Below are 21,849 nucleotides of genomic sequence, written 5' to 3' on the forward strand. Positions count from 1 at the left end.
CGCCGCCGGATTCGGCACAGCCGGTACGCGTGCGGCAGAATCGGGCCTTGATGAGCACCTACGGCAACTTCACCGCGCCCATAGGCTCCCGCCGCGCCCCGGCCCTGCGCACGGTCGGCACGAGGGAGCGCCGCTCCCACCTGACCGCGCCCCGGGTGCCGACGGTGGGCATCGACATCGGCGGCACCAAGGTGATGGCCGGCGTCGTGGACGCCGACGGCAACATCCTGGAGAAGGTCCGCACGGAGACGCCGGACAAGTCCAAGAGCCCCAAGGTCGTCGAGGACACCATCGTCGAGCTGGTGCTGGACCTGTCCGACCGGCACGACGTGCACGCGGTGGGCATCGGCGCGGCCGGCTGGGTCGACGCCGACCGCAACCGCGTCCTGTTCGCCCCCCACCTGTCCTGGCGCAACGAGCCGCTGCGCGACCGCCTCGCGGGCCGCCTCGCCGTGCCCGTCCTGGTGGACAACGACGCCAACTCCGCCGCCTGGGCCGAGTGGCGCTTCGGCGCCGGCCGCGGCGAGGACCACCTGGTCATGATCACGCTGGGTACCGGCATCGGCGGCGCGATCCTGGAGGACGGCCAGGTCAAGCGGGGCAAGTACGGCGTCGCGGGTGAGTTCGGCCATATGCAGGTCGTGCCCGGCGGCCACCGCTGCCCGTGCGGCAACCGCGGCTGCTGGGAGCAGTACAGCTCCGGCAACGCGCTGGTCCGCGAGGCCAAGGAGCTGGCCGCCGCCGACTCCCCGGTGGCGTACGGGATCATCGAGCACGTCAAGGGGCAGATCGGCGACATCACCGGCCCGATGATCACGGAGCTGGCCCGCGAGGGCGACGCGATGTGCATAGAGCTCCTCCAGGACATCGGCCAGTGGCTCGGCGTCGGCATCGCCAACCTCGCCGCCGCCCTCGACCCGTCCTGCTTCGTCATCGGCGGCGGGGTGTCCGCGGCCGACGACCTGCTGATCGCCCCCGCGCGCGACGCGTTCAAGCGCCAGCTCACCGGCCGCGGCTACCGCCCCGAGGCCCGTATCGTCCGCGCCCAGCTCGGCCCCGAGGCCGGCATGGTGGGCGCCGCCGACCTGGCCCGGCTGGTCGCCCGCCGCTTCCGCCGCGCCAACCGGCGCCGCGTCGAGCGGCACGAGCGCTACGCCCGCTACACGGAGGCCCGCCGGTCCCAGCGGGACAGCGCATGACGGCCTCCCTGCCGCACCAGTCCGAACCCTCGGACGGGCAGCGGCCGCCCGAGGACCGCCGCCACAAGATCCGCCGCCGCGCGCTCACCCTGCTCATCATCGTGCTGCTCATCGGCATCCCGGCCGGCTACCTGGCGATCTCCGCCAACCAGAGCCGCAACAGCGGCAAGGACAAGGAGGCCAAGTACGCGGCGACCGGCCTCACCAAGGGCTGGCCGTCGAAGGTGCAGCGCCGCCTCTACCAGGTGCCGATGCCGCACCCGTCGGGCAAGGTCGCGGCCTACGAGACCAACAACTGGAAGACCAGCCGGCTCTACGTCCAGTTCCAGACCCCGAAGGCCAACCTGGACGTCTTCCTGAACGACCTGGGCGTCACGCGGTCCGACCTGAGGAAGGGCCTCGTCACCATCGGCGCCCGCGACCAGAAGATCACCGGCTGGGACTTCACCAGCCCGGGTCCCTGGTACGGCCTGGTCCACAAGCAGAAGGGACCGAAGCCGACCCAGGACGTCATGGTGAGCATGGGGAACAGGAACAACCCGTTCATCTACGTCGTCTCCCGCACGGTTCCCTAGGCGGCCCCGCCCCGGCGCCGTCGCCGGAGCCGATTGTCGGACCCCGCCCGTAGAGTCGAAGACGTCTGATCCGATTCACGGGCGGGAGGTGACAGGTCGTATGGGCGACACCACTGCGCCGGCCGAGCGCGAGGGGAGCGCGGAGGTGTCCGTGCCCGTCCGGCTCGCGGCCGTCTTCCTGCCCGCGCCCCTGCCGAGGGACGGCCGGTTCGCCTTCTGGGACCCCGACGGCGGTCCGCTGCCCGCCGGGGACACCGAGCTCACCCTGGTGCGGCCGCACGGCTCGGGCGTGCGGCGCAGGACCGCCCCGGCGCTGTCGCTCACGGTCGGCGAGGCCCTGCCCCACCTCGTCCGCGCCCGGCGCGACCCCGCCGCCCACCCCGCCACCGCCTGCTGGGGCGCGGCGGCCCTGCACGCGCTGCGGCTCACCGCGCGCGGCCGCCTGCTGCCCGGCCTGACGGCCACCGGCCACGACGCCTGGCGGGCCGGCCCCCTGGACCCGGACGACATCGCGCATGTCCGCGCCGTCGCCGCGGCCCTTCCGTACGAGGGCCATGCCGTCCCACTGCCCGGACCGGGCCCGCTGCGGCTGCCCGAGCCGGAGGCGCTGATGCGCGCCTTCCTGGACGCGGTCGCGGACACCCTCCCGCGCACCCCCGCCGCACCGCACGCGTCCGGCCGGCCCTTCGCGGACCGCCGCCCGCAGCGGCTGCCCGACGCCCAGGACTGGGCCGCCGAGGTCGCCGCCGGCATGGACGCGGGCGTGCGCATCTCGCTCCGGCTCGACCTGTCGGCCTACGAGTTGTTCGACCGGGGCGAGGGGGTGCGTACCGCGGGCGCCGCGATCGTCCAGGTGCACAGCCTCGCCGACCCCACCCTGGTCGCCGACGCGGCGGCCCTGTGGGCAGGCGAGGCGGACGCGGCGTTCGGGCCCCGCGCGCGCGTCGACGCGGCCCTCGCCGTGCGGCGAGCGGCGCGGATCTGGCCGCCGCTCGACCGGCTCTCCGAGCAGGACGTGCCCGACGTCCTGCCGCTGTACGACGAGGAGCTGGGCGATCTGCTCGGTGTCGCGGCGACCCGGCTCGCGGCCGCCGGGGTCGCCGTGCACTGGCCCCGCGACCTCGCCCAGGACCTGAGCGCGACCGCCGTGGTCCGGCCCGCACCGGGCTCCGCGACGGACGGCACCGCCTTCTTCGACAGCGAGGAACTCCTGCAGTTCCGCTGGCAGTTGGCGATCGGCGGCGATCCGCTCAGCGAGGCCGAGATGGACTCCCTCGCGGAGGCGCACCGCCCGGTCGTGCGGCTGAGGGACCGCTGGGTGCTGGTCGACCCCGCCCTCGTCCGCAAGGCCCGCAAGCGGGAACTCGGCCTGCTCGACCCGGTGGACGCGCTCTCGGTCGCGCTCAGCGGCAGCGCGGAGGTGGACGGCGAGACGGTCGAGGCCGTCCCGGTCGGCGCCCTGGCCGGCCTCCGCGACCGGCTCACCGCGGGCGTCGCTCCCGCCGAGCCCCCGGCCGGCCTGCGGGCGACCCTGCGCGACTACCAACTCCGGGGCCTGGCCTGGCTGGACCTCATGACCTCCCTGGGCCTCGGCGGCTGCCTCGCCGACGACATGGGCCTCGGCAAGACCATCACCGTCATCGCGCTGCACCTCAAGCGCGCCCGCCGCGAACCGACCCTGGTGGTCTGCCCCGCCTCGCTGCTCGGCAACTGGCAGCGGGAGATCGGCCGCTTCGCACCCGGCGTCCCCGTGCGCCGCTTCCACGGCCCGGACCGCACGCTGGACGATCTGACCGGCGGCTTCGTCCTGACGACGTACGGCACGATGCGGACCACGGCGCCGCGACTGGCCGAGCAGCACTGGGGCATGGTCGTCGCGGACGAGGCGCAGCACGTGAAGAACCCGTACTCCGCGACGGCGAAAGCCCTGCGCACGATCCCCTCCCCGGCGCGCGTGGCGCTCACCGGCACCCCTGTGGAGAACAACCTCTCCGAGCTGTGGGCCCTGCTCGACTGGACCACCCCGGGCCTCCTTGGCCCGCTGAAGTCCTTCCGCGCCCGCCACGCACGCGCGGTGGAGAACGGCGAGGACGAGGAGGCCGTGCACCGGCTGGCCCGTCTGGTCCGGCCCTTCCTGCTGCGCCGCAAGAAGTCCGACCCCGGCATCGTGCCCGAGCTGCCGCCCAAGACCGAGACGGACCACCCGGTGCCCCTCACCCGCGAACAGGCGGCCCTGTACGAGGCGGTGGTGCGCGAGTCGATGTACGCCATCGAGACCTCGGAGGGCATCGCGCGCCGCGGCCTGGTGCTGAAGCTGCTCGGCGCGCTGAAGCAGATCTGCGACCACCCGGCGCTGTATCTGAAGGAGGAGGCCGCCGCCGACGGCCGCCTGCTCGCCCGCTCCGGCAAACTGGCGCTGCTCGACGAGCTGCTGGACACGCTCCTCGCGGAGGACGGCTCGGCGCTCGTCTTCACGCAGTACGTCGGCATGGCCCGGCTGATCGCCGCCCATCTGGCCTCCCGCGCCGTCCCGGTGGACCTGCTGCACGGCGGCACGCCGGTGGTGGAGCGCGAGCGCATGGTGGACCGCTTCCAGAGCGGCGCGACACCGGTGCTGGTGCTCTCCCTGAAAGCGGCCGGCACCGGCCTGAACCTCACCCGCGCGGGGCACGTCGTCCACTTCGACCGCTGGTGGAACCCGGCCGTCGAGGAGCAGGCCACCGACCGCGCCTACCGCATCGGCCAGACCCAGCCGGTCCAGGTGCACCGCCTCATCACCGAGGGCACGGTCGAGGACCGTATCGCCGAAATGCTGGAGGCCAAGCGGGCGTTGGCCGACGCGATCCTCGGCTCCGGCGAGACGGCCCTCACGGAGCTGACCGACCGTGAGCTCTCCGACCTGGTGTCGCTGCGGAGACCGGCATGAGTCCGGGCCCGGCCGACGAGGCCCGCCGGGCCCTGCGGGAGGCGCGGGAGCGGGAGGGCGCCGCCCAGCAGAAGCCGGCCTCCGACGCCGGGGAGGCGACTGCCGTGCCCGGGGCGTCCGAGGCGTCCGACGCACGCGGCCTGACTGATGCGCCCGACACGCCCAAGGCTCCCGGCGCTCCCGCCGCCCCCGCCGCAACCGGCGCGCCCGACGAACCCGACGCGCGCGATGAAGCCGAGCCGCCCGAACCCCTCGCATCCCCCGTACCCCCGGAGCCGCGGCCCGGAGACGCCGCCCGTGCGGCGCTTCGCCGCAGGAGCGCTTCGGTGCCGCCGAGCGAGACGCCGGACGAGAAGGCCCCGGAGCCGGGGGAGGAGGAGCACCGCCCCGGGCCGGCCGACCCGGCCGCGGCGCGTCCCGGTGACGTCGCGCGCGAGGCGCTGCGGGCCGCGCGGGCGGAGTCGCTGCGCGCACGGGAGGAGGCCGTGCGCCCGCCGCGGCGTCAGGCAGCCGACAGGACCCGGGGCGTTCCCGGCCGCCGTACGCCCGGCCTCCAGGCGCGCGGCATACGGGAGTTGGTGGCCGACGCCTTCCGTATGCCCGACGAGGCGGCCGGACCGGACGAAACACACGAGGACGGCGCTCACGAGGACGTGGCACGCCGCGGGCAGGGAACCGGTCCCGCTCGCCCCCCTGCCCCCGCCCACGAGCCCCACCGGCCGGACCCCGATCCCGACCCCGCGCCCACGCGCACGTCGTCGATGGCCGCCCCCGGCCGCGACGGCGAACTGCGGCGTACGTTCCCGGCGTTCCCGTCCCGGACCGCTGACTCCGTGGGCGACACCCGGTTCGCCGCGACCTGGTGGGGCAACGCCTGGGTCACGGCGCTGGAGGAGGGCGCCCTGGACGCCAAGCGACTGGCGCGGGGCCGGAGTTACGCCGAGCAGGGCAACGTGGACGCCATCACCGTGACGCCCGGACTCGTGCTCGCCTACGTGCAGGGCAGCCGCCCGCGCCCGTACCGCGTGCAGGTGCGGCTGCGCACGCTGGAGCACGCCGACTGGGCGCGGTTCCTGGACACCGCCGCCGAGCGCCCTGCGGACATCGCGGCCCTGCTCGACAAGGAGCTGCCCCAGTCCCTCGCCGACTGCGGAGTGCCGCTGCTGCCGGGACCCCGCGACCTCGACCCCCACTGCAGCTGCCCCGACCGCGGCCACCCCTGCAAACACGCCGCCGCGCTCTGCTACCAGACGGCCCGTCTGCTCGACGCCGACCCCTTCGTGCTGCTCCTGCTGCGCGGCCGCGGCGAGCGCGAGCTGCTCGACGCCCTGTCCCGGTTGAACGCCACCCGGGCGGCCCGCGCCGCCCGGGAGCAGGCACCCGCGCCGCTCCCGGGCGTGCGTGCCACGGACGTGCTCACGCGAGGCCAACTCCCACCCCTTCCCGCGCCGTTGCCGGTACCCGCACACCCCGGGCAGCCTCCGGTCTACCCGGCGGCGCCAGGCGGTCCCGACCCGTTCGCGCTGGACCAGCTGGCGACCGACGCCGCTGCCCGCGCCCACGCGCTGCTGACCACCGGCCGCGATCCGGTGGCGGAGCTGACGCTGTGGCAGGACGCGGTCCGGCTGGCCGCGGCCCGGCCCGGCTCCGGACTCACCGCCGGCTCCCGTTCGCTGTACGCCTCGCTCGCCTCCGCCGCGGACCGCACCCCCGGCGAACTGGCCCGCGCGGTCGCCGCCTGGCGGCAGGGCGGCATCGAAGGCCTCGCCGTGCTGGAGGAGCCCTGGGACCCGCCGGCCGGACGCTTCGACCGCGCCCGCCCGCTCCTGCTCGCCGCCGACCTGCCGGCCTTCCGCCCGTGGCGCAACCACCTCACCCACCCCCGCGGCCACGTCCAACTCCGCCTGGGACGCGACGGGTTGTGGTACGCGTACGAGTCGGAACCCGGCCACGACGACTGGTGGCCCCGCGGCACCCCCGACCTCGATCCGGTCGGTGCCCTGACCGGCCTGGGTGCTTCGCCGGAGGGCTGACGGGTATGCACGTACGGGGCGCGACGAACGAGGCGGTGCGGCCGTCGACGGACGCGGCCTGAGTCACCCGCCGTGCCACTACACTCCGCGGTGGCACCACAGGACACACACAGCAACGGGCCGAAGTCGAACGGGGAGAGCGGTATGGCTACGGGGGGATGGGGGCCGGGAAACGGTCCGGGACAGCCTGGCGGCAACGGCCCGGGAGGCCAGGGCTGGGGCGGCGGGCCGTACGGACCCCCGCAGGGCAACCCCTACGGACCCCCGCAGGGCGGCGGCCCCTACGGCCCGCCCCCTCCGCATCCGGGGCCGTACCCGAACCCGTACCCCTACGGCCCTCGGCCCACCCGTCGGGTACCCGTCGCGAGCCGCGGCGGCTGTCTGCGCTTCGTCTCGCCGTTCTGGCTCGTCGCCGCCGTCCTGCGCTCCGCGCACCGCGTCGCCACCCGGCTGTTCGTGCAGGAGGGCGAAGGCCGGATCGTCGACCGGACCGTGGACCGCGTCCAGGTGGCCCGCACGGTGCTCGGTGCCGCCGCCACGGTGGCCATCGTCTTCGTCTACAACGCGAACCCGGACCGCTGGTCGGACGCGGCCTACGGCGGCGCCGCCCAGATGCTCGTCGCCCCGGTCCTGCTGCTGGTCGCCGGGCCCCTGGTCATCCTCGGCTTCATCTACTACGCGCCCTCGCACCTGCGGCCGCACCTGCGCTCCCGCCTCGGTGCCCCGCTCAAGGCGGTCGGTTGGTACGTGCTGACCCTGGCCGTCCTCGCCGGGGGCCTGTGGGGGATCTCCGCGAGCGTGACGCAGGACCGGTCGAACTGGCTGAACTACGTGCTCGCGGTCGTCGGGATGGTCCTGATCTTCTGGGGCATCCCCTTCTTCGTCCTCGCGTCGCTCTACGCGGCCCGCAGCGCCTTCAACACCGCCCAGGTCCACCCGATGCTGCCGCCTGTGATCACCATGGCGCTGGTGTGGGTGTTCGCGGTCTTCAACGCGATCGGCGACGGCCTGCCGGAGGGGCCGCCCGCCGTCCAGTACTGCTCCATGCTCGGCGGCCCGCTGTCGGTGACGGCCGTGGCGCTGTGGGAGCTGCACCGGATGAAGAACCGGTTCGGGGTCACCCTCCGCGCCTGACGGTGAAGGTGGTGTGAGGGTTCGCCGATGATCCGCGGGAGTCAGGTGTAAGGACGTGGGGCCCCACATCCGGAGGGCCGGAACGGGCGGTTAGCGTGGAGCGGTGAACGAGACGAAGACCCCTGCCCTCCAGTACCGCTTCGACGGCCCGGAAGACGCCCCGGTCCTCATCCTCGGTCCCTCGCTCGGTACGACCTGGCACATGTGGGACCGCCAGGTGCCCGAGCTGACGAAGCACTGGCGCGTCTTCCGCTTCGACCTGCCCGGCCACGGCGGCGCGCCCGCGTACCCGGTCGGCTCGGTCGACGACATCACCACCCGGCTGCTGGCGACGCTGGACGCGGTCGGCGTCCACCGCTTCGGCTACGCGGGCTGCGCGCTCGGCGGCGCGGTCGGCCTCGAACTGGCGCTGCGCCACCCCGACCGGATCGCCTCGCTGGCGCTGATCGCCACCTCACCGCGGTTCGGCACGGCGGACGAGTTCCGCCAGCGCGGGGTGATCGTACGCACCAACGGCCTCGACCCCATCGCCCGCAGCTCGCCCGACCGCTGGTTCACCCACGGCTTCGCCGCCGCGCAGCCCGCGATCACCGACTGGGCCGTGCAGATGGTGCGCACCACGGACCCCGGCTGCTACATCGCCGCCTGCGAGGCGCTGGCCTCGTTCGACGTACGGTCCCAGCTCGGCGGTGTCGGGGTGCCGACCCTCGTCCTGGTCGGCTCCGAGGACCGGGTGACCGGGCCCGCGGAGGCCCGCACCCTGGTGGCCGGCGTCCCCGACGCCCGCCTCGCCGTCGTCCCGGGCGCCTCCCACCTGGTGCCCGTCGAGCAGCCGGCCGCCGTCACCGACCTGCTGGTCCGGCACTTCTCCTCGCCCTGGAAGGCCGCCTACGACGCGGACACCGGCCAGATGGCCATCCCCGCCCCGCCCCTCAAGCCGGTGCTGGTCGCCACTTCTCCGCAGCCCGCGCCCGTCGCCGAGATCGCGCCCCCGGTGATCGTGCCCGGGCAGCTGTCGGGCCGGCCCGACCCCTACGACACCGGGATCAAGGTGCGCCGCGAGGTGCTCGGCGACGCGCACGTCGACCAGACGCTGGCGCAGGCGGACGAGTTCTCCGGCGACTTCCAGGAGCTCGTGACGCGGTACGCGTGGGGCGAGATCTGGGACCGTCCCGGCCTCGACCGGCGCTCCCGCAGCTGCGTGACGCTCACCGCCCTGGTCGCCGGCGGCCACACGGACGAGCTCGCGTCGCACATCCGCGCCGCCCTGCGCAACGGCCTGACGCCCGCCGAGATCAAGGAGGTGCTGCTGCAGGCGGCCGTCTACTGCGGCATCCCGGCGGCCGGCGGCGCCTTCAAGGTGGCCCAGCAGGTCATAAGAGAGGAGACGACGCCCACCGAGTGACCCCGCGAAGGGGCACGATGGGAGTCATGAAGCTCACGAAGAAGTCGCACAGCTGCGTCCGGCTCGAGAAGGACGGGCGCACGCTCGTCCTCGACCCCGGCGGATTCAGCGAGGAGGACGCCGCGATCGGCGCCGAGGCGATCCTCGTCACCCACGAGCATCCCGACCACTTCGACGAGGGACGGCTGCGGGCGGCCATGGAGGCGGACCCGGCCGCCGAGATCTGGACCCTGAAGTCCGTCGCGGACCAGATCTCGGCCGCGTTCCCGGGCCGTGTGCACACCGTCGGGCACGGCGACACGTTCACCGCGGCCGGCTTCGAGGTCCAGGTCCACGGCGAGCTGCACGCCGTCATCCACCCGGACATCCCGCGCATCACGAACGTCGGCTTCCTCGTCGACGGCGGCAGCGTCTTCCACCCCGGCGACGCGCTCACCGTCCCCGGCCATCCGGTCGAGACGCTGATGCTCCCGGTGATGGCCCCCTGGAACAAGATCTCCGAGGTCATCGACTACGTCCGCGAGGTCAAGCCGCAGCGCGCCTACGACATCCACGACGCCCTGCTCACCGATCTCGCCCGGCCGATCTACGACCGCCAGGTCGGCGCGCTGGGCGGTGCGGAGCACCTGCGGCTGGCCCCGGGAGCCTCGGCGGACCTGTGACCGGACCCGGGCGGGACCGCGTTGTCGGACCCGCCCGGTAGGTTGTGGGGCATGCGCATCGCGACCTGGAACGTGAACTCGATCACCGCCCGCCTGCCGCGGCTCCTGGCCTGGCTGGAGAGCAGCAACACGGACGTGCTCTGCCTCCAGGAGGCCAAGCTGGCCGAGGAGCAGTTCCCGTTCGACCAGCTGCGCGAGGCGGGCTACGAGGCGGCGGTGAACGCGACCGGCCGGTGGAACGGCGTGGCGGTGCTCTCCCGCGTCGGCCTGAAGGACGTCGTCAAGGGCCTGCCCGGCGACCCCGGTTACGAGGGCGGGGTGGAGCCCCGCGCCCTCTCCGCGACCTGCGGCCCGGTCCGCGTCTGGTCGGTCTACGTGCCCAACGGCCGCGAGGTGGACCACCCGCACTACGCCTACAAGCTCCAGTGGTTCGAGGCGCTGAAGGCCGCCGTCGCGGGCGACGCGGCCGGCAGCCGCCCCTTCGCGGTGCTGGGCGACTACAACGTCGCGCCGACGGACGACGACGTCTTCGACCGGGCCGCCTTCGAGGGACTCACCCACGTCACCCCGGCCGAGCGCGCCGCCCTGGCGGCACTGCGCGAGACGGGCCTGACGGACGTCGTCCCGCGCCCCCTCAAGTACGACCACCCCTTCACCTACTGGGACTACCGCCAGCTCGGCTTCCCCAAGAACCGCGGCATGCGCATCGACCTGGTCTACGGCAACGAACCGTTCGCCAAGGCGGTCACCGACGCCTACGTGGACCGCGAGGAGCGCAAGGGCAAGGGCGCCTCGGACCACGCGCCGGTCGTAGTCGACCTGGACGTCTAGGCCCGTCCGGGTCGCCGCGTCGCCGGGTCTCCGGGGCGTCAGGGCACCAGGGCCCGCAGGTCCACCGACCCGGCCAGCGCGGCGAGCCCGGTGTCGCCCGGGTGCAGATGGTCCCCGCTGTCGTAGGCGGGCAGCATCCGGGCCGGATGCGCCGGGTCGCGCACCACGCGGTCGAAGTCGAGCACGGCGTCGAACACCCCGGAGTCCCGGATCCAGGCGTTCACCGCCGTGCGCTGGGCGTCGGCGGCGGCCGTGCACAGCGTCTCGCCCTCGCAGGGCAGGATCGTGGCGGCCACCATCCGCAGGCCCCGCGCATGCCCGCGCTCGGCGATCTCCCGCAGTCCGGCGACGATCTGCTCCGCGGTGTACTGCCACCGCACGTCGTTCACGCCCTCGAAGACGATCGCCGTACGGGCCGAGGTCTGGGCCAGCACGTCCCGGTCCAGGCGGTGCAGGGCGCTCACCCCGGACGTGTCCGTGGAGACCCCGTCGCCGGGGTACCGGTCGGTGACCACGCGGTTTCCGGAGATCCCCTGGTTGAGCACCCCGTAGCGGGGGACCGCGCGCTGCTTCAGCAGCCGTCCCGCCAGCACGTCGGGCCACCGCCGGTTGGCGTCCATCGTGGACCGGTCGCCGTCGGTGATCGAGTCCCCGAGCAGCACCACCGACCCCGGCCCGCCGCCCACGTCCACACCGGTCAGCAGCGGCCACCGGGTCATCACCGTGGTGTACGCCGCCGCCGAGCCCTCCGCCGCGTGGTCGCCCGGCGCGCTCACGTACGACCGCTGCACCGCGAGCTGGTGCACGGGTGCCGCCGTCATCGCGTCGGGCAGATGGAAGCTCACCAGCAGGCTGGTCCGCGCGGGTACCGGGAAGGCGAGCGGATCGCTGAACGCCTGCGCCCCCGCCGGGATCCGGGTCCCGGCGGAGCCCGCGAAGGTCACCGGCACGGGCGCGCTGCGCGCCGTCGCCCCCTCGGCCTGCACGGCCACGGTCGCGCTCCCGATCCGCACCGGCGCCGCCGCGAAGGTGTTGTCGAACCGCAGCCGCACGCGTGGACCGCCGACCGAGGTGTGCACCACCAGCCGCACCGTCCGGTCGGCCCACGGCCCCACGGCCGGATACCCGGAGGTCGCCGCCGCCCAACTGCCGCTCCAGCCCGTCGCCGGGGCCCGCACGGTCAGCGCGAACACATGCAGCCCGGCGGTGCGCGGCAGCCGCACCGAGGCGACCTCGCGCCCCGGCACCAGCGGCACGGTGACGACGTACAGCCGTGCCTGTGCGGCGCGTTGGCCGTGGAGCGTGTTGATGTGCGGCAGCGCGACCGCCTTCGTGGCCAGCGGGCCGGTGAGCCAGTCGGGCACGCCCAGCCGGTACGTGGAGCGGGTGCCGTCGCGGTACGCCACCGAGCCCGTGCCGCCGACGTCGGTCCCGCGGGTGCCCGCGACCAGGAAGGCCAGCGCGTCGCCGCGCCCGCCGAGCCGTACGTGCTGTCCGTCGGCCCGTACGTTGTCCGGCCGGCCCGGCTGCCGCCGCGGCCAGGTCAGCCGGGCGCCCTGCACGGTGAGCGTGCGCCCCGGCGTCCAGCCCGCGGCCGTCAGGTCCTGCGCCGACAGGGAGGTGCCGGAGCCGTCGAAGTCCGCCCCTTCCGGACGGGCGTCGTCGCTGACCGCGGTGTTGTCGTAGAGGCGGTCCAGCGGCACCGGCTCCGCCGCGCCGCCGGCCCGTACCGCCGTGGCCGGCAGCAGGAACGCCAGCGAGGTGGTGACCACCACGAATCCCCGGACACGTCGACGCACGGCCGACTCCTCCCGCTCGCCGGTGGGACGAAAGACGCAGGGTGAAGCTAGAGAGACGGCAGAGACGCGTCAACGCGCCATGCACGGGTTCGGCGCGAAATCGCCCCGAAGTGACCGCCCGCGCGCCTGTGGTGCGCACGCGGGTGCGAGTGACACGCTGGGGGGTATGAAGATCCCTTTTCTGGGCCACCGGCAGGAGAGTCAGGGCGTCCCCGACCCGCGGGGCATCGCCGAACTACTCTCCGAGTGCGAGCTGCTGCGTTCCCAGGCGTCCCTGGACGGTGTCCAACTGGACGACTCCGCCGCCTCGTTGGAGGCGCTGGACCAGTTGCTGCCGCGCTGGCGGGACGACGAGGAGGTGCTGCACTGGCTCGGCAACGACGCCGGCCTGTACCTGGGAACCGTCATCGTGCGCACCGTGCCCGGTGCCGCGTGGGAGATCTGGCCGAGCGGACAGCCGGTCGTACGGCTGGCTTCCGGCCGCGAGTTCGACGTCGTCGCCTCCGGACACGAATGGGCCGCGAGCGGCGTGCCCGAACTCTCGCAGCTGTACGGCGAGGTCGCGGAGGTGTGACCCGATGGACCTAAGATCGACGTAAATACGGCTTATGCCCGAAAAGTGCGTGTCGTGCGATGGCTCCCTCGTGGTCCGGATAGTTTGCCGAGAGGACGACACAGCTGAAAGTGAGTTGGGCTGCGTATGGCCGTCGATCCGTTGATCGGACTCCATGACGTCAACACGTACTACGGGGAGCCGAATGTCCCGCAGGACATCGACCTCACCGTCGGCAAGGGGGAGGTGGTCGTGGTCATCGAAGGAGGACGCCGACGAGCGGTTCCGCCGGCTTACGGGCCAGGTGGGGCGCGCCGGCCGACCGGCCCGTGACGGCGTGACCGCACGCGCCGTCACGCACCGGCAGCACCGAAAGGGCTTCGCCCGCTCCGCTTCGAACCGCGGCGCCACCGGCCCGCGCAGCGAGCGTGCCCCCTTCCTGCCCGAGATCCTCAAGCACTGAGCCGAAGAGCCCCGCCCGCCCGGCCGCAGCCGGAGATCACTGCTTGCGCAGCGGAATCGACACGTACGACGGGTCGTCCGCCGGCGAGGAGAAGGTCAGCTGAGCGCCGGACGGGTTGTGCTCGATGTAGAGCGGGTCGACCGTGTCGACGACCAGGGCGAGCCGGTGCCCTGCCGGGACGTCGTAGGCCGTGGAGTACAGATCCAGGTCGAGACCGAACGGCTTTCCGGGCGTGAGCCCGTGGAAGGTGTACGGCGCGTTGCTGACCAGCTTGCCGAGGCCGAGCGGCCCCACGTCGTAAAGGTAGGCGACGAGGGTGCCGCTCTCCTTGGTAGGGGTGACCGTGGTGTGCAGCCTGGCCGTACCGCGGATCTGCTGGGTCGTGCCGTACTTCTCCGACTGCCACACGGCGGCCCAGCGGCGGGGGAGCAGGGGGATGGAGGCGACCGGGGGGAGCTTGGCCACCTGGTCGAGGATGCTGGAGAGGAAGACGATCCCGCCGTCCGCCCCGGAGTCGACGTTGGTGTGGATGGTGGTGGTGCCGCCGAGGGCGATCTTCCGTTCGGTCGCGGCCACCGACTTCCAGTCCGGGTAGCCCTCGTAGCCGCCCGTGGAACGGGACTTGAGCTGCACCGGCTGCTCCGTGTCGATCCCGTTCGCCGCGCCCTTGAGGTAGTGGTCGAACCAGCGCTCGGTGTCGCTCCACACGTCGTTGGGCAGTCCGAACAGCCCGGGCAGCTCGGCGGTCGCGTGGTCGCCGGGGCGGAACTCCAGCCGCTTCGGGCCCGTCAGCTTCTCGTAGAAGTCCGTGTACGTGTTGGGCGGGAAGACCGAGTCGCCCCAGGCGTTGGCCAGCATGACCGCCGCGCCGTTCTTGTTGAGCTGATCCACATAGGTCGCGGCCGAACGTTTCTTCCCCCAGTTGATGATGTCCTGCTCTCTGGTCAGGTTGGAGGCGTAGAAGTCGTCGAAGATCTGCCGGACTTCGGGGTCCTGGCGGCCGGTGACGACGCTCGCGCCGTCCAGCAGGCCCGCGGCCTGCACGTGCTGGGTGCGGCCGGAGTAGATCGAGCCGATGAGGTCGGACCAGCCGCTGAGCGACGCGACCGCCTTGACGCGCTTGTCGTGTGCGGCGGCGATCAGGCTGATGCCGGCGCCGTACGAGACCCCCGCCATGCCGATGTGCCGGGCGTCGGCGGGGGTGTTGGCGAGCGCCCAGTCGATGACCTTGGACGCGTCGGCTGTGTCGGGTGGTCCCGCCACCTCTATCTCGCCGCCGGACTGCCAGAAGCCGCGGACGTTGTAACTCACCACGACATAGCCGGAGTCGGCGAGCTTCCGGGCCTGGGCGAGGTACTCGACCTGGGGGAAGCCCCAGCTGGTGGGGAGCACCAGCAGCGGATAGCGGTGCGTGGCGTCGGCGCCGGCGGGCGTGACGACGTTCGCCTTCAGTACGGTGCCGCCGTCGCCGGTGATGTCGACGAAACGGACGGTGTCCGCAGCCTGTGCGGTGGGGGCGAGCCCGAGGGCGCTGCCGGCGATCAGTGTCGCCGACGCGGCGCCCACGGCGGTCGTACGCAGGGCCTTGCGATGGCTTCCCACGGGCCACTCCTCACTCGTGTCAGTGCAAAGTGACCAGACGGTAACCTCCGATCCTTACCGGAGGTAACCCGCCGGTAAGTTACGTGCCAGTAACGATTGTTGACCTGTGGTGGACCTCAGGACGCGCGGTGCGAACTGCGTGCGGACGTGCTCGTCGCGGGCAACTCCGTCTGCGCCGCTCTCGTCACGTCCGCGACCAGTTCGACGACGTCGGGGCCGTACGCCTGGGAGTTGACGACCTTCAGCAGCAGGGCGAAGGAGCTGTTGCCGTACTTGCGGGTGAGGCGTTCGTGGTTGCGGGAGAGATAGCGCGTCGCCGCCTGGTTGGTGATGGCGGTCTGGCCGCAGAAGAGGAAGACCGGGCGGGCGTTCGGGCTCTGCGCGGCCGTGAGACGGGCGAGCAGCGCGTACTCCTCCCGGCCCGGCTCCACGCGGTAGCGCTCGGTGCCGATCTGGAAGGCGCCGCGGTCGGGGCCGGGTTCGGCGTCCACGTTCACCCGCACACCGGGGAGCATGGAGGCCAGATGCGCCACCATGCGCCGGTTGGACGCCGGGCCGCCCACGCAGAACTCGGTGCGTTCGCCGAAGCCCTGGCGGGCCGCATCGTGCGGGAGTATCTGGGCGTGGGCGTTGCAGTCCTTGATGAGGGCGGCGAGTTCGAGCAGCGCGAACACGTCGTAGCGCATCACCGTCAGTTCGGGGCCGCCGGCGCCGCGGTTGACCACGAGCAGGGACTCGGAGTTGTCCGGCAGCCCGAAGAACGCCTGCTTGCGGCGCAGCTTCCGCTTCCACAGGTAGGTACGGGCCAGCCAGCCGAGCGTGGCACTGATGCCGGCGGCGACCACGCCCAGGACGATGTTGCGTACGTCGTCATTCATGGGCGCGCATGGTAGCGGGCCGCGGGAAACTCGTGTTCGAGCCGTTCCTGACGAGAACATGCCGGTGGATTAAGCTGCGCGGACGGTCCCTCACCGGAGGTGCGCATGCGTCGTCCTGTGGCGAAGAAACTGTCCGTCCTGGCGGTCTCCGCCGCCGTGGTGTCGGTGGGCGCGGCGGCGCCACCCGCCGCGCCGAAGGGCGGCACCCCCACGAAAGTCCCCGTCGCCGTCGGCTACGGCGGCGCCGTCTCGAGCGTCGACGCGGACGCGTCCGCCGCGGGCATCGAGGTCCTCAAGAAGGGCGGCAACGCGGTCGACGCGGCCGTCGCCACGGCCGCCGCGCTGGGCGTCACCGAGCCCTACTCCTCCGGCATCGGAGGCGGCGGCTACTTCGTCTACTACGACGCCAAGTCCCGTACGGTGCACACCATCGACGGCCGCGAGACCGCGCCGCTGAGCGCGGACTCCAACCTCTTCGTGGAGAACGGCAAGCCGCTCGCCTTCGCAGACGCCGTCAGCAGCGGACTGAGCGTGGGCACGCCCGGTTCCCCCGCCACCTGGCAGACGGCGCTCGACCGGTGGGGGAGCAGAAGACTCGGCTCGGTGCTGAAGCCCGCCGAACGGATCGCCCGGGACGGCTTCACCGTCGACGACACCTTCCGCTCGCAGACCGCGGCGAACGAGACCCGGTTCCGCTACTTCCCCGACACGGCGAAGCTGTTCCTGCCCGGCGGGCAGCTCCCGGTGGTCGGCTCCACCTTCAAGAACCCCGAACTCGCCCGCACCTACGAGGAGTTGGCGAAGAAGGGGGTCGGTGCGATCTACCACGGCGACCTCGGCGAGGACATCGTCCGCACCGTGAACAAGCCGCCGGTCGACCCCGCCTCGGGCTGGAACGCCCGCCCCGGCAAGCTCTCGGCCAAGGACCTCGCGGCCTACGGCGCCAAGCTCCAGGCGCCCACCAGGACCTCCTACCGCGGCCTCGGCGTCTACTCCATCGCGCCCTCCTCCTCCGGCGGCACCACCGTCGGCGAGGCGCTCAACATCCTGGAGAACACGGACCTTTCGAAGGCGAGCGAGGTGCAGTACCTGCACCACTACCTGGAGGCCAGCCGGATCGCGTTCGCGGACCGCGGGCGCTGGGTCGGCGACCCCGCCTTCGAGGACGTACCGACGAAGGAACTGCTCTCGCAGGAGTACGCCGACTCGCGGGCCTGCCTGATCAAGGACGACGCGGTGCTCACCAGCCCGGTGGCGCCCGGCGACCCGCGGCATCCGGCGGCCTGCGGCAGCGGCGGCACGGCGGCGCCCACCACGTACGAGGGCGAGAACACCACCCATCTCACGGTGGCGGACAAGTGGGGCAACGTCGTCTCCTACACGCTCACCATCGAGCAGACCGGCGGCAGCGCGATGACCGTGCCCGGCCGCGGATTCCTGCTCAACAACGAACTCACGGACTTCTCCTTCAGCCCGGCGAACCCGGCCGTGCACGACCCGAACCTGCCCGGACCCGGCAAGCGGCCGCGCTCGTCGATCTCGCCGACGATCGTGCTCGACCGGCACAACCGGCCCGTGGTGGCGCTCGGTTCGCCCGGTGGCGCGACCATCATCACCACCGTGCTGCAGACGCTGACGGAGTTCCTCGACCGCGGGCTGCCGCTCGTCGACGCGATCGCCGCGCCGCGGCTGAGCCAGCGCAACGCGGCCAAGACCGAGATGGAGCCGGCGCTCTACAACGACACCGGTTCCGCCGGCCTCAGGGCGCAACTGGAGGCCATCGGGCACTCCTTCAGTCTCAACCCCGAGATCGGCGCGGCGACCGGAGTACAGCGGCTGCCGAACGGTAAGTGGCTGGCCGCCGCCGAGAAGGTGCGCCGCGGCGGCGGCTCGGCGATGGTGGTGCGCCCCGCGCCCTGATCAGAGTTCCGGGGCGGTCGGCAGGTCCTCCGTACGGAAGGCCAGCCGGCCGTCCTCGACGTCCACCGTCACCCGGCCGCCCTCCTGGACGCGGCCGTCGAGCAGCAGCCGGGAGAGCTGGTTGTCGACCTCGCGCTGGATGGTACGGCGCAGCGGGCGGGCGCCGTACTCGGGCTGGTAGCCCCGCTCGGCGAGCCAGTCCACGGCCGGGTCGGTGAACTCGACCGTGACGCCCTGCGCCTGCAGCAGCCGGCGGGTCTTCTCCAGCAACAGGTGGGTGATCCGGCGCAGTTGGTCGCCGGTGAGCTGGCGGAAGACGACGATCTCGTCGATCCGGTTGAGGAACTCCGGCCGGAAGTGCTCGCGCAGCGGCCTGAGGATCTGCTCCCGTCGCGCCTCCTCGTCGGCGTCGGCGCCGCCCGACCCGAAGCCGATGCCGGCCGCGCGCCGGGTGATCGCCTCGGAGCCGAGGTTGCTGGTCATCACGATCACCGTGTTGGTGAAGTCGACCGTGCGGCCCTGGGAGTCGGTCAGCCGGCCGTCGTCGAGCACCTGGAGCAGGATGTTGAAGACGTCCGGGTGCGCCTTCTCCACCTCGTCGAGGAGCAGCAGCGAGTACGGGTGCCGACGCACCACCTCGGTGAGCTGGCCGGCCTCCTCGTGGCCGACGTAGCCGGGCGGGGCGCCGACCAGCCGGCTGACGGTGTGGCGCTCCTGGTACTCGCTCATGTCGAGGCGGACCATGCGCTCCTCGCTGCCGAACAGGGCCTCGGCGAGGGCGCGGGCGAGCTCGGTCTTGCCGACGCCGGTCGGCCCGAGGAAGAGGAAGCTGCCGATCGGCCGGTCCGGGCTGGCGAGCCCGGCGCGCGAACGCAGCACCGCCTCGGAGACCACGCCGACCGCCTCGTCCTGGCCGACCACCCGCTCGTGCAGATGTCCCTCCAGGCCGAGCAGCTTCTCCTTCTCCTCCTGAGTGAGGCTGCTGACCGGGATGCCGGTCTGCCGGGACACCACCTCGGCGATCGCCTCGGCCGTCACCTCCAGCTGCCCCTCGTCGGCCTTGTCCCCACCGCCGGTGTCCGCGATCCGCTGCTTCAACTCGGCGATACGGTCGCGCAGTTGCATCGCCCGTTCGTACTGCTCGTCGGCGACGGACTGGTCCTTGTCACAGGTCAGCTGGTCGATCTCGCGCTCCAGGGCGCGTACGTCGGTGCCCTTGGTGCGCGCCCGCAGCCGCACCCGGGCGCCGGCCTGGTCGATCAGGTCGATGGCCTTGTCGGGCAGACGGCGGTCGGTGAGATAGCGGTCGGACAGCTCCACGGCGGCCACCAGCGCCGCGTCGGTGTAGCGGACCTGGTGGTGGGCCTCGTAGCGGTCGCGCAGCCCGCGCAGGATCTCGATGGCGTCCGGCACGGTCGGCTCGGGCACCAGGATCGGCTGGAAGCGGCGGGCCAGGGCCGCGTCCTTCTCGATCCGCCGGAACTCCTCCAGCGTGGTGGCGCCGACGATGTGCAGCTCGCCGCGGGCGAGCGCCGGCTTGAGGATGTTGCCGGCGTCCATGGCGCCGCCGCCCTCGCCGCCGCCTCCGGCGCCGACGACGGTGTGCACCTCGTCGATGAAGATGATCAGCTTCTCGGAGTTGGCGCGGATCTCGCCGACGATGTTGTTCAGGCGCTCCTCGAAGTCGCCGCGGTAGCGGGTGCCGGCGACCACACCCGTCAGGTCGAGCGCGACCACCCGCCGCCCGAGCAGCACGTCGGGCACGTCCCCGTCGGCGATGCGCTGCGCGAGCCCCTCCACGATGGCGGTCTTGCCGACCCCCGCGTCACCGATGAGCACCGGGTTGTTCTTGCCGCGCCGGGAGAGCACCTCGATGGTCTGCTCGATCTCCTCGTCCCGTCCGATGACCGGGTCGATACGGCCCTGCCGCGCCAGGTCGGTCAGATCGCGGCCGTACTTGTCGAGGGTGGGCGTGTCGGTGCCGCGGGGGCGCTCGCCGCCGCGCGGCGGTGCCGCCTCCGGCGCCTCGGGCGGCAGCCCCGACGACGCGTAGCGGGCCGCGTTGAGGATGTGCCCGGCGGCCGAGTCGGGGTTGGCGGCCAGGGCGCTGAGCACGTGCTCCGGGCCGATGTAGCCGGCGCCGCTGGCCCGCGCCAGGTCGTGCGCGTCCAGCAGCGCCCGCTTCACGGCCGGCGTGAGGGAGAGCGAGGTGGGCGGCGGAGCCTCCTCCGCCGTGTGCTGGGCGGGGCCGGAACGCTCGTCGATCTCCGACGCCAGCGAGTCGGGATCCGCGCCGGCCCGGCTGAGCAGGCTCCGGGTCGGCTCGCTGGACAGCGCGGCGCGCAGCAGGTGCTGCGTGTCGAGGTCCCGGCTGCCGTGCTCGGCCGCGTACTGCGCGGCCCCCCGGACCAGCTCCCGGGCGGGCTGACTGAGCAGCCTCCCGATGTCGATCTGGCGGGGGCCCGGGCGCGGGCCGCCGAAGAACCGGGCGAGGAATTCACCGAAGGGGTCGTAGTCCTCAGGACCACTGAAGCCGCTGGTCATGGCCTTCCGTTCCGGCGTCCCGACGGGCGGCCCGGGACGCGCTCGCTGATCGACGTGCCGGCCCGTGCGGGTGCCCCAACAGGGCCCGGTCACACCACCTTCGCACGACCGCCGTACGGGGGCACGTCCAGGAGCGCGGGCCGTTTCCGGCGCGCCGCTACGGCAACCGCTCGGTGAGCACGCGCGGCCCGCTGCGGGTGATCGCCACCGTGTGCTCCACATGGGCCGCGCGCGAGCCGTCGTTCGTGCGCAGGGTCCAGCCGTCGGCCGCCTCGTGGTAGCCGTCCCGGCCGCTGCCGATCAGCATGGGCTCGATCGCGACGACCATGCCGTGCCGCAGCGGGAAGCCGCGGCCCGGGCGCCCCTCGTTCGGCACGTCGGGGTCCTCGTGCATCCGGCGGCCCACGCCGTGGCCGCCGAAGCCCTGCGGGATGCCGTATCCGGCCTCCCGGCACACCTTGCCGATCGCGTGCGCGATGTCGCCGGTGCGGTTGCCGACGACCGCCGCCTCGATGCCCGCCGCCAGCGCGCGTTCCGCCGCCTCGATCAGCCGTACGTCCGCCGGGCGTTGCTCGCCCACGACGAAGCTGATCGCCGAGTCGCCGGCCCAGCCGCCCAGTTCGGCGCCGCAGTCGATCGAGACCAGGTCGCCGTCGCGCAGGCGGTCGTGGGTGGGGATGCCGTGCACGATCGCGTCGTTCACCGAGGCGCAGATGACGGCCGGGAAGGGCGTCGGGGCGAAGGAGGGGCGGTAGCCGAGGAAGGGCGAGGTGGCGTCCGCGTCCCGCAGCACCCCCCGCGCCACCTCGTCCAGCTCCAGCAGGGAGACACCCACGCGGGCGGCCTTGCGCACGGCTGTCAGGGCCTGCGCGACGACCTGCCCGGCCTCGTACATGGCGTCGATCGATGTGTCCGTCTTCAGTTCCACCATGCCAATTAATATACCGGCTTGTTCGACCGGGTTAAAATACGGGACGGGAAGGCGGGATTAGAATGGGGTCATGGTGCGCACCCCTCTCACCCCCGAAGAGCGCGAACGCGGCGAGCGGCTCGGCCGGCTGCTCCGCGAGGCCCGCGGCGGGCGGAGCATGACGGAAGTGGCGGCCGCCGCCGGGATCTCCGCGGAGACGCTCCGCAAGATCGAGACCGGGCGGGCGCCGACCCCGGCCTTCTTCACCGTCGCGGCGCTCGCCCGCGCGCTCGGCCTGTCGATGGACGAGCTGGTCGAGCGGTGCGCGCTGGTCGTCGTCTGACGCCGCGGCTCGCCTCGGTCAAGATCCGGCAATGAGGCGCCCGCACGCTCGTCGAAAACTCCCCGTAGCGCC

At 73.1% G+C, this 21,849-nt stretch carries 18 protein-coding genes; 13 read left to right on the top strand and 5 right to left on the bottom strand.

What is annotated here, in order from left to right; genetic code table 11:
- Positions 1-50: 50 nt before the first annotated feature.
- The 8 genes from ACFU97_RS24075 (at position 51) to ACFU97_RS24110 (ending at position 10,765) form a co-directional block, all read left to right on the top strand.
- Positions 51-1,199: an ROK family glucokinase gene (locus ACFU97_RS24075; RefSeq protein WP_384260218.1), complete on the top strand. Its 1,149-nt coding sequence runs from the start codon at positions 51-53 to the stop codon at positions 1,197-1,199.
- Entirely contained in the window at positions 1,196-1,774 is a 579-nt protein-coding gene (locus ACFU97_RS24080) for a sugar kinase (RefSeq protein WP_384259938.1), read from the top strand. Before ACFU97_RS24075 ends, ACFU97_RS24080 begins: the two co-directional genes overlap by 4 nt.
- 100 nt (positions 1,775-1,874) lie before the next feature.
- A complete protein-coding gene (locus tag ACFU97_RS24085) occupies positions 1,875-4,700 on the top strand; it encodes an SNF2-related protein (RefSeq protein ID WP_384259940.1) in 2,826 nt (941 codons plus the stop codon).
- A complete protein-coding gene (locus tag ACFU97_RS24090) occupies positions 4,697-6,733 on the top strand; it encodes an SWIM zinc finger family protein (RefSeq protein ID WP_384259943.1) in 2,037 nt (678 codons plus the stop codon). Before ACFU97_RS24085 ends, ACFU97_RS24090 begins: the two co-directional genes overlap by 4 nt.
- A gap of 144 nt (positions 6,734-6,877) precedes the next feature.
- Positions 6,878-7,867 carry a hypothetical protein gene (locus ACFU97_RS24095; RefSeq protein ID WP_384259945.1) on the top strand — a complete coding sequence of 330 codons (990 nt, stop codon included), beginning with the start codon at positions 6,878-6,880 and terminating at the stop codon, positions 7,865-7,867.
- Between the two features lie 103 nt (positions 7,868-7,970).
- The gene (locus ACFU97_RS24100) at positions 7,971-9,272 is read left to right on the top strand and encodes an alpha/beta fold hydrolase (RefSeq protein WP_384259948.1); all 1,302 of its coding nucleotides are present in this window, start codon (positions 7,971-7,973) and stop codon (positions 9,270-9,272) included.
- Between the two features lie 26 nt (positions 9,273-9,298).
- Positions 9,299-9,934, top strand: a complete 636-nt coding sequence (locus ACFU97_RS24105; RefSeq protein ID WP_384259950.1) for an MBL fold metallo-hydrolase — start codon at positions 9,299-9,301, stop codon at positions 9,932-9,934.
- Positions 9,935-9,985: 51 nt separating this feature from the next.
- A complete protein-coding gene (locus ACFU97_RS24110) occupies positions 9,986-10,765 on the top strand; it encodes an exodeoxyribonuclease III (protein ID WP_384259952.1) in 780 nt (259 codons plus the stop codon).
- Positions 10,766-10,803: 38 nt separating this feature from the next.
- Here ACFU97_RS24110 and ACFU97_RS24115 read toward each other — a convergent pair whose 3' ends face one another.
- Positions 10,804-12,564 (bottom strand): GDSL-type esterase/lipase family protein, encoded by a 1,761-nt coding sequence (locus ACFU97_RS24115; RefSeq protein WP_384259955.1) that lies wholly within the window; start codon positions 12,562-12,564, stop codon positions 10,804-10,806.
- Between the two features lie 166 nt (positions 12,565-12,730).
- Between ACFU97_RS24115 and ACFU97_RS24120 the strand changes: the two genes are divergently transcribed.
- The 3 genes from ACFU97_RS24120 (at position 12,731) to ACFU97_RS24130 (ending at position 13,580) form a co-directional block, all read left to right on the top strand.
- Positions 12,731-13,138, top strand: a complete 408-nt coding sequence (locus ACFU97_RS24120; RefSeq protein WP_384259957.1) for a DUF6278 family protein — start codon at positions 12,731-12,733, stop codon at positions 13,136-13,138.
- Positions 13,139-13,264: 126 nt separating this feature from the next.
- The gene (locus tag ACFU97_RS24125; RefSeq protein WP_384260230.1) at positions 13,265-13,450 is read left to right on the top strand and encodes a hypothetical protein; all 186 of its coding nucleotides are present in this window, start codon (positions 13,265-13,267) and stop codon (positions 13,448-13,450) included.
- A gap of 4 nt (positions 13,451-13,454) precedes the next feature.
- Positions 13,455-13,580 carry a hypothetical protein gene (locus ACFU97_RS24130; RefSeq protein WP_384259959.1) on the top strand — a complete coding sequence of 42 codons (126 nt, stop codon included), beginning with the start codon at positions 13,455-13,457 and terminating at the stop codon, positions 13,578-13,580.
- Positions 13,581-13,616: 36 nt separating this feature from the next.
- On the opposite strand, the gene ACFU97_RS24135 is transcribed toward ACFU97_RS24130, so the two are convergent.
- Entirely contained in the window at positions 13,617-15,182 is a 1,566-nt protein-coding gene (locus ACFU97_RS24135; RefSeq protein WP_384259962.1) for a CocE/NonD family hydrolase, read from the bottom strand.
- A gap of 116 nt (positions 15,183-15,298) precedes the next feature.
- Positions 15,299-16,060 (bottom strand): hypothetical protein, encoded by a 762-nt coding sequence (locus ACFU97_RS24140; RefSeq protein WP_384259964.1) that lies wholly within the window; start codon positions 16,058-16,060, stop codon positions 15,299-15,301.
- Positions 16,061-16,165: 105 nt separating this feature from the next.
- Here ACFU97_RS24140 and ggt point away from each other — a divergent pair, with 105 nt between their 5' ends.
- On the top strand, positions 16,166-17,980 hold the full coding sequence (ggt, locus tag ACFU97_RS24145) for a gamma-glutamyltransferase (RefSeq protein ID WP_384259966.1): 1,815 nt from the start codon (positions 16,166-16,168) through the stop codon (positions 17,978-17,980).
- Here ggt and ACFU97_RS24150 read toward each other — a convergent pair whose 3' ends face one another.
- Together ACFU97_RS24150 and map are read right to left on the bottom strand one after the other, a co-directional pair.
- A complete protein-coding gene (locus ACFU97_RS24150) occupies positions 17,981-20,524 on the bottom strand; it encodes an ATP-dependent Clp protease ATP-binding subunit (protein ID WP_384259969.1) in 2,544 nt (847 codons plus the stop codon).
- 157 nt (positions 20,525-20,681) lie between these two features.
- On the bottom strand, positions 20,682-21,455 hold the full coding sequence (gene map / locus ACFU97_RS24155; protein WP_384259971.1) for a type I methionyl aminopeptidase: 774 nt from the start codon (positions 21,453-21,455) through the stop codon (positions 20,682-20,684).
- A 70-nt stretch (positions 21,456-21,525) separates the two neighbouring features.
- On the opposite strand from map, the gene ACFU97_RS24160 reads away from it, so the two are divergent.
- Positions 21,526-21,777: a helix-turn-helix transcriptional regulator gene (locus ACFU97_RS24160; RefSeq protein WP_351500554.1), complete on the top strand. Its 252-nt coding sequence runs from the start codon at positions 21,526-21,528 to the stop codon at positions 21,775-21,777.
- Positions 21,778-21,849: the final 72 nt, after the last annotated feature.

This window comes from Streptomyces sp. NPDC057616 (assembly GCF_042800575.1).
Lineage (GTDB): Bacteria > Actinomycetota > Actinomycetes > Streptomycetales > Streptomycetaceae > Streptomyces.

Bases quoted from the DNA above. Each gene is read 5' to 3' on its own strand.
- ACFU97_RS24105 (WP_384259950.1), top strand. From the start codon at position 9,299: ATGAAGCTCACGAAGAAGTCGCACAGCTGCGTCCGGCTCGAGAAGGAC.
- ACFU97_RS24090 (WP_384259943.1), top strand. From the start codon at position 4,697: ATGAGTCCGGGCCCGGCCGACGAGGCCCGCCGGGCCCTGCGGGAGGCG.
- ACFU97_RS24095 (WP_384259945.1), top strand. From the start codon at position 6,878: ATGGCTACGGGGGGATGGGGGCCGGGAAACGGTCCGGGACAGCCTGGC.
- ACFU97_RS24140 (WP_384259964.1), bottom strand. From the start codon at position 16,060: ATGAATGACGACGTACGCAACATCGTCCTGGGCGTGGTCGCCGCCGGC.
- ACFU97_RS24075 (WP_384260218.1), top strand. From the start codon at position 51: ATGAGCACCTACGGCAACTTCACCGCGCCCATAGGCTCCCGCCGCGCC.
- ACFU97_RS24120 (WP_384259957.1), top strand. From the start codon at position 12,731: ATGAAGATCCCTTTTCTGGGCCACCGGCAGGAGAGTCAGGGCGTCCCC.
- ggt (WP_384259966.1), top strand. From the start codon at position 16,166: ATGCGTCGTCCTGTGGCGAAGAAACTGTCCGTCCTGGCGGTCTCCGCC.
- ACFU97_RS24160 (WP_351500554.1), top strand. From the start codon at position 21,526: ATGGTGCGCACCCCTCTCACCCCCGAAGAGCGCGAACGCGGCGAGCGG.
- ACFU97_RS24110 (WP_384259952.1), top strand. From the start codon at position 9,986: ATGCGCATCGCGACCTGGAACGTGAACTCGATCACCGCCCGCCTGCCG.
- ACFU97_RS24125 (WP_384260230.1), top strand. From the start codon at position 13,265: ATGGCCGTCGATCCGTTGATCGGACTCCATGACGTCAACACGTACTAC.
- ACFU97_RS24080 (WP_384259938.1), top strand. From the start codon at position 1,196: ATGACGGCCTCCCTGCCGCACCAGTCCGAACCCTCGGACGGGCAGCGG.
- ACFU97_RS24085 (WP_384259940.1), top strand. From the start codon at position 1,875: ATGGGCGACACCACTGCGCCGGCCGAGCGCGAGGGGAGCGCGGAGGTG.
- ACFU97_RS24150 (WP_384259969.1), bottom strand. From the start codon at position 20,524: ATGACCAGCGGCTTCAGTGGTCCTGAGGACTACGACCCCTTCGGTGAA.
- map (WP_384259971.1), bottom strand. From the start codon at position 21,455: ATGGTGGAACTGAAGACGGACACATCGATCGACGCCATGTACGAGGCC.